The 6,068-nt window shown below is 39.8% G+C and carries 5 protein-coding genes, 1 tRNA gene and 1 rRNA gene; 2 read left to right on the top strand and 5 right to left on the bottom strand.

Annotation, left to right across the window (positions count from 1 at the left end):
• From HT725_RS08590 to rlmD, 3 genes are all read right to left on the bottom strand, one after another.
• Positions 1-302: ribosomal RNA gene (locus HT725_RS08590) — 16S ribosomal RNA — on the bottom strand; the annotation flags it as partial.
• Positions 303-544: 242 nt separating this feature from the next.
• Positions 545-616 (bottom strand) — tRNA-Glu (locus tag HT725_RS08585).
• Between the two features lie 61 nt (positions 617-677).
• A complete protein-coding gene (gene rlmD, locus HT725_RS08580) occupies positions 678-2,033 on the bottom strand; it encodes a 23S rRNA (uracil(1939)-C(5))-methyltransferase RlmD (protein ID WP_173218973.1) in 1,356 nt (451 codons plus the stop codon).
• 37 nt (positions 2,034-2,070) lie between these two features.
• Here rlmD and recX point away from each other — a divergent pair, with 37 nt between their 5' ends.
• Both recX and HT725_RS08570 read left to right on the top strand, forming a co-directional pair.
• Positions 2,071-2,847, top strand: coding sequence for a recombination regulator RecX (gene recX, locus HT725_RS08575; RefSeq protein WP_173218970.1), 777 nt, complete (start codon positions 2,071-2,073; stop codon positions 2,845-2,847).
• An 88-nt stretch (positions 2,848-2,935) separates the two neighbouring features.
• Positions 2,936-3,469 carry a DUF402 domain-containing protein gene (locus HT725_RS08570; protein WP_000775321.1) on the top strand — a complete coding sequence of 178 codons (534 nt, stop codon included), beginning with the start codon at positions 2,936-2,938 and terminating at the stop codon, positions 3,467-3,469.
• 69 nt (positions 3,470-3,538) lie between these two features.
• Here the strand turns inward: HT725_RS08570 and HT725_RS08565 are convergent, their stop codons facing one another.
• Both HT725_RS08565 and groL read right to left on the bottom strand, forming a co-directional pair.
• Entirely contained in the window at positions 3,539-4,306 is a 768-nt protein-coding gene (locus tag HT725_RS08565) for an epoxyqueuosine reductase QueH (RefSeq protein ID WP_000567567.1), read from the bottom strand.
• A 137-nt stretch (positions 4,307-4,443) separates the two neighbouring features.
• Positions 4,444-6,066: a chaperonin GroEL gene (groL, locus tag HT725_RS08560; protein WP_173253411.1), complete on the bottom strand. Its 1,623-nt coding sequence runs from the start codon at positions 6,064-6,066 to the stop codon at positions 4,444-4,446.
• Positions 6,067-6,068 lie beyond the last annotated feature (2 nt).

Raw genomic sequence — 6,068 nt, 5'->3', positions numbered from 1 at the left:
TCAGGTCGGCTATGTATCGTTGCCTTGGTGAGCCGTTACCCCACCAACTAGCTAATACAACGCAGGTTCATCTGGTAGTGATGCAATTGCACCTTTTAAGTAAATGTCATGCAACATCTACTCTTATGCGGTATTAGCTATCGTTTCCAATAGTTATCCCCCGCTACCAGGCAGGTTACCTACGCGTTACTCACCCGTTCGCAACTCATCCAGAGAAGCAAGCTCCTCCTTCAGCGTTCTACTTGCATGTATTAGGCACGCCGCCAGCGTTCGTCCTGAGCCAGGATCAAACTCTCATTAAAAGTTTGAGTTCTCACTCATTTCTGTCACTGACAGATTTATTGTTTTTTCATTGTTCAGTACTACAACCTTAGTTGTAGTGCCCTGCACATTGGTTCGTCTTGTTCAGTTTTCAAAGGTCTTTGTCGCTTACTTCCCTCAAGCGACAACTATATTAGTATATCACAGTCGCTTTCGCTTGTCAACACTTTTTTGAAACTTTTTTAATCTTTTTTTCATCAAGTGTTCCTACCGCAACATACCATAGTCCGTACGGGATTCGAACCCGTGTTACCGCCGTGAAAAGGCGGTGTCTTAACCCCTTGACCAACGGACCAGAGTTGTTATTTTCAACTCTTACTATTATACAGGCTTTTCTAACTTTGTCAACACCTTTTTTAAACTTTTTTTATTAATTTTACAACTGCTTCAGTTCGAGCGGTGTGTGGGAACATATCGACCGACTGGATATAATGGATATCGTAGACTTCTACTAATCTTACCAAATCCCTTGCCAAAGTTGAAACATTACATGAAATATAAACCATTTTTTCTGGCACATAGGTAAGAATAGTGTCTAACAACTTATCATCCAGACCTGTACGCGGTGGATCCACAATCAGTGCATCTGCTCGGTATCCTTCCTTGTACCAACGAGGAATAATCTCTTCTGCTGTTCCAGCTTCATAATGAGTATTGTCAAATCCCATTCTTTTAGCATTTCGCTTGGCATCTTCAATAGCTTCTGGAATAATATCCATACCTCTGAGTGTTTTAACTTTCTTTGCAAAGGCAAATCCAATTGTTCCAACTCCACAATAAGCATCAATCAAATGATCTTCTTTATTAACATCCAAGGCTTTTACCGCCTCGTTATAAAGAACTTCTGTTTGTTCAGGATTTAGTTGATAGAAAGCTCGAGGGGATAGTGAAAATTCATAATCGAGAACACCTTCTTGAATACTCTCTTGTCCCCAGATAATCTCTGTCTTTTCACCATAAATCTCACTGGTTTTAGCTGTATTTGTATTCACAGCTACTGTCACAACTTCTGGAAAATCTTTAACTAAGTCTTTTACTAGTTGGGTTAAATTAAGCTGACGATTTGTAACAATAATAATCTGAACCTGTCCAGTCTTTCTTGCTCGTCGAACCATTATAGTTCTAACACCTAGAACTTTTCTCTCATCCGTGATTGGAATCTGGTGATAAGTAAGTAATTCCGCTAGACGATTAGCAATCACTTGGGTTTCCTTGTCTTGTACCAGGCAGTCTTTCAACTCTACTAAATAGTGAGAGTTTTGTGCATATAAGCCCGCCTTGACCTGATTCTTAAATTTTCGAGTCTGAAATTGTAACTTAGCACGGTAGTACTTTGGTTCCTGCATTCCAATAGTTGGACGGATTTCATAATTTTCATATCCTGCAGGGGCAAATTTTTTCAGCGCTTGGTGAAGTAAGTCCGTCTTGAACTCCAGCTGCTTATCATAATGCAGATGCATAATTTGGCAGCCTCCGCATTCATTGTAAATAGTACAAGCTGGCACAACTCGAAATTTAGACTTCTTGTTGACCTTCAGTAATTTTGCCTCAACAAAGTTACGTTTAATAGAAGTAATCTGACAATAGATATCTTCTCCTTTTAAAGCTCCAGGTACAAAGACTAATGTTTTTTGATAAAAGCCGATTCCCTCACCATTAATTCCCATGCGCTTGATTTTTAATGGTATTTTTTGTTTCACTTTCAGATTCATACCCCTATCTTATCACATTTTGAGTTATAATAGAACTATGAAAATCACAAAACTTGAAAAGAAAAAAAGACTCTATCTGATGGAACTTGATAATGGCGACAAATACTACATCACTGAAGACACAATTGTTCGTTTTATGTTATCGAGAGATAAGGTTATAAGCGAAGAGGAATTGAAAGAGATTCAGGACTTTGCCAAATTTTCTTACGGTAAGAATCTGGCCCTCTACCACCTATCCTTTAAAGCACGTACCGAAAAAGAGGTCAGAGAATATCTGAAAAAATACGATATTGATGAAAGCATAGTTGCGCAAGTCATTGTTAATCTTAAAGAAGATAAGTGGATTAATGATAGCCAGTACGCTTATGCTATCATCAATGCCAATCAACTTTCAGGAGACAAGGGGCCTTATGTACTGACTCAGAAACTAGCACAAAAGGGGATTTCAAAATCTACTATAGAACAGAACTTGAAAGAATTTGATTTTTCGGAAGTTGCTCAACGTGTAGCCAATAAACTATTGAAAAAATATGAGGGAAAACTTCCAGCTCGTGCCTTGCAAGATAAGATAATCCAGAACTTGACTAACAAGGGCTTCTCTTATTCTGATGCTAAAATTGCCTTTGACGACTTAGATATCCAAGTTGACCAAGAAACGACTCAAGAACTCATCTTCAAGGAACTTGATAAGCAATATGCTAAGTATGCCAGAAAGTATGAAGGATACGAACTGAAACAGCGTTTAACTCAAGTTTTAGCACGAAAGGGCTATGATTTTTCGGATATAGCAAGCGCTCTTAGAGAATATCTTTAATATTTCCAAGTGAAATTCACAGATTTTAGATAATTTTATGGTACAATAGTAAATGATAAACTTATAAATTGTAGAAAGTTGGTTAGTTATGAAGCTTCCAAAAGAAGGCGACTTTATTACAATTCAAAGTTATAAGCATGATGGGAGTCTCCACCGAACTTGGCGGGACACCATGGTACTAAAAACAACAGAAAACGCCATTATTGGTGTCAACGATCATACACTTGTTACCGAAAGTGATGGTCGTCGTTGGGTCACTCGAGAACCGGCTATTGTTTACTTTCACAAGAAATATTGGTTTAATATCATTGCCATGATTCGTGATAATGGAACTTCTTACTATTGCAATATGGCTAGCCCCTACTATCTGGATGAAGAAGCACTGAAGTATATTGATTACGATTTGGATGTTAAAATTTTTACAGATGGGGAAAAACGTCTTTTGGACGTTGAGGAGTATGAGCGTCACAAACGCAAAATGAATTATTCTGATGACTTGGACTATATTTTAAAAGAACATGTCAAAATTCTTGTTGATTGGATTAACAATGGACGTGGTCCTTTCTCAGAAGCCTATGTAAACATTTGGTACAAGCGCTATGTAGAACTAAAGAATCGGTAAAGTTGTCAAACTGGGGTTAAGACCCCGGTTTTTTATTTGAAAAACCCAGCTTTTCAGCTGGGTTGGTCTCTATATATCTAATTTAGTAACAGTAAATTTGATGTGGGAATAGTCTTTTTCAACATCCTTATCCAGCAAAAAAGCCGTGGCATCCTTCTTAACCTGAACCAGGTCAATATTCTGGGCTTGTGCTGCATAGACACATCCACAATAACATTGACGATAGATATCATACTCCTCACACATCTCTACTGAACGTTTGTAGCCTTGATTTTTCTTGAAATCACTGGGAAGATAGTGAGTGGTATAAATCTTTTGCACATCGATTCCTATGCTGTTGATAGTTTGAGAATTCTTATGAGGACTAATGGTCAAGGCTGAGCCAAAGTAGTCAAAACCCAAGTCCATAGCCACTTGCGCTGTCTTATCCAGTCGGTAGTCAAAGCAAACCTTGCAACGATCGCCTCCTTCAGGCTCTTCCTCCAATCCTCTAACCAATTTTCGGTATTCATTTGGTTCGTAGGGAGCTTCTAGGTACTGGACCGTATTTCCTGTTCGCTCATTGAAATCACTGACAAATTTCTTGGTAACATAGGCACGCTTATGGTATTCTGCCTTGGGATGGATATTAGAATTGGCAAAATAGATAGTCACATCTGCATACTTGGTCAAATATTCTAGAGTATAGGTACTGCAAGGGGCACAGCAAACATGCATGAGAATGGTTGGCCGTTGCTCATTTTTCTCCCATACTTGTACCATCTTCTGCATGACACGGTCATAATTAATCTTCTGATTGGGGTTCATCTTGCTCAGAATTTCTTCTACATCGATCATGTTCTTCTCCTTTTTCTAGTCTTATTTTATCATATAAGTTAGGAGAGCTCAAATCAATTTAGAAGTGAATATCATAAAAAGGAGGGTTAGTCATTCCCTCCTTTTGTATTTTTTATAAGTTATTTTCTATAGAAAGCTTACATCATGCCGCCCATCATGCTTGGATCCATTGCTGGAGCTGGGGCTGCTGGTTCTGGTTTATTGGCTACGACTGCTTCTGTTGTCAAAATCAAACTAGCTACAGATGCTGCATTTTGTAAGGCTGAACGGCTCACTTTAACTGGGTCGATGATTCCCTCTTCAATCATGTTGACCCACTCGCCAGTTGCTGCGTTGAAGCCTGTACCAAGCTCGGCATTTTTCAAACGATCGATAACGATAGATCCTTCAAATCCTGCATTGTGGGCAATTTGACGAACAGGTTCTTCCAAGGCACGGAGAACAATATTGCGACCTGTTGATTCGTCTCCTGTCAATTCCAAATCAGCCACGGCTGGGATGACATTGGCAAGGGCTGTTCCACCACCTGCAACGATACCTTCTTCAACAGCTGCACGAGTAGCGTTGAGGGCATCTTCAATACGGAGTTTCATTTCTTTCAACTCAGTTTCAGTTGCAGCTCCGACCTTGATAACTGCAACACCACCTGACAATTTTGCCAAGCGTTCTTGTAATTTTTCACGGTCAAACTCAGAAGTTGTGGTTTCGATTTGAGACTTGATAACCGCAACACGGTGAGAAATGGCTTCAGGATTTCCAGCACCTTCTACAATAACAGTGCTATCTTTGTCCACAGTTACTCTCGCTGCTTGACCAAGAGCTTCAATTGTCGCATCTTTCAACTCAAGACCAAGATCTTCTGTGATAACTGTTCCGCCTGTTAAAATAGCGATATCTTCAAGCATGGCTTTGCGACGGTCACCAAAACCGGGTGCCTTAACGGCTACTACGTTGAAGGTTCCACGAATCTTGTTCAAAACAAGAGTTGGAAGAGCCTCACCATCTACATCATCCGCAATAATCAAGAGTGGACGATTGCTTTGGAGAATACTTTCTAGGAGTGGCAAGATTTCTTGGATATTTGAAATCTTCTTATCGGTAATCAAAATGTATGGATTTTCAAGGTCAGCTACCATTTTTTCGCTATCTGTCACCATGTACTGTGAAAGATAACCACGGTCGAACTGCATTCCTTCCACAACTTCAAGCTCTGTTTCCATACCACGTGACTCTTCGATTGTGATAACACCATCTTTACCAACTTTTTCCATAGCTTCAGAAATGTATTCGCCTACTTTTTCGGAACGAGAAGACACGGCAGCAACCTGAGCAATAGCTTCTTTATTGGCAACTGGGATGGCGTTGTTTTTCAAAGCTTCAACGGCTGCGGCAACTGCTGTTTCAATCCCACGACGAATGCCGATTGGATTTGCACCTGCTGTGACATTTTTGATTCCTTCGCGGACAATTGCTTGGGTCAAGACTGTTGCAGTTGTCGTTCCGTCACCTGCGATATCATTGGTTTTTGAAGCTACTTCTGATACCAATTTGGCACCCATATTTTCAAAATGATCTTCTAATTCAATTTCTTTGGCAATGGTCACACCATCATTGGTAATCAAGGGTGAGCCAAATGATTTTTCCAACACAACGTTACGACCTTTTGGTCCCAAGGTTACTTTAACAGTGTCTGCAAGGATATCGACACCACGGACCATAGCTGAACGAGCATCAGATGAAAATTTAATTTCTTTTGACATAC

It is taken from the genome of Streptococcus sp. 2579 (assembly GCF_013277195.1).
In the GTDB taxonomy this organism is placed as follows: Bacteria; Bacillota; Bacilli; order Lactobacillales; family Streptococcaceae; genus Streptococcus.
Note: the sequence above shows the minus strand (reverse complement) of the source record. Positions and strands in the feature narration are given on the sequence as shown.

Coding starts and splice junctions, on each gene's coding strand:
- rlmD (WP_173218973.1), bottom strand. CDS start 2,033: ATGAATCTGAAAGTGAAACAAAAAATACCATTAAAAATCAAGCGCATG.
- recX (WP_173218970.1), top strand. CDS start 2,071: ATGAAAATCACAAAACTTGAAAAGAAAAAAAGACTCTATCTGATGGAA.
- HT725_RS08570 (WP_000775321.1), top strand. CDS start 2,936: ATGAAGCTTCCAAAAGAAGGCGACTTTATTACAATTCAAAGTTATAAG.
- HT725_RS08565 (WP_000567567.1), bottom strand. CDS start 4,306: ATGATCGATGTAGAAGAAATTCTGAGCAAGATGAACCCCAATCAGAAG.
- groL (WP_173253411.1), bottom strand. CDS start 6,066: ATGTCAAAAGAAATTAAATTTTCATCTGATGCTCGTTCAGCTATGGTC.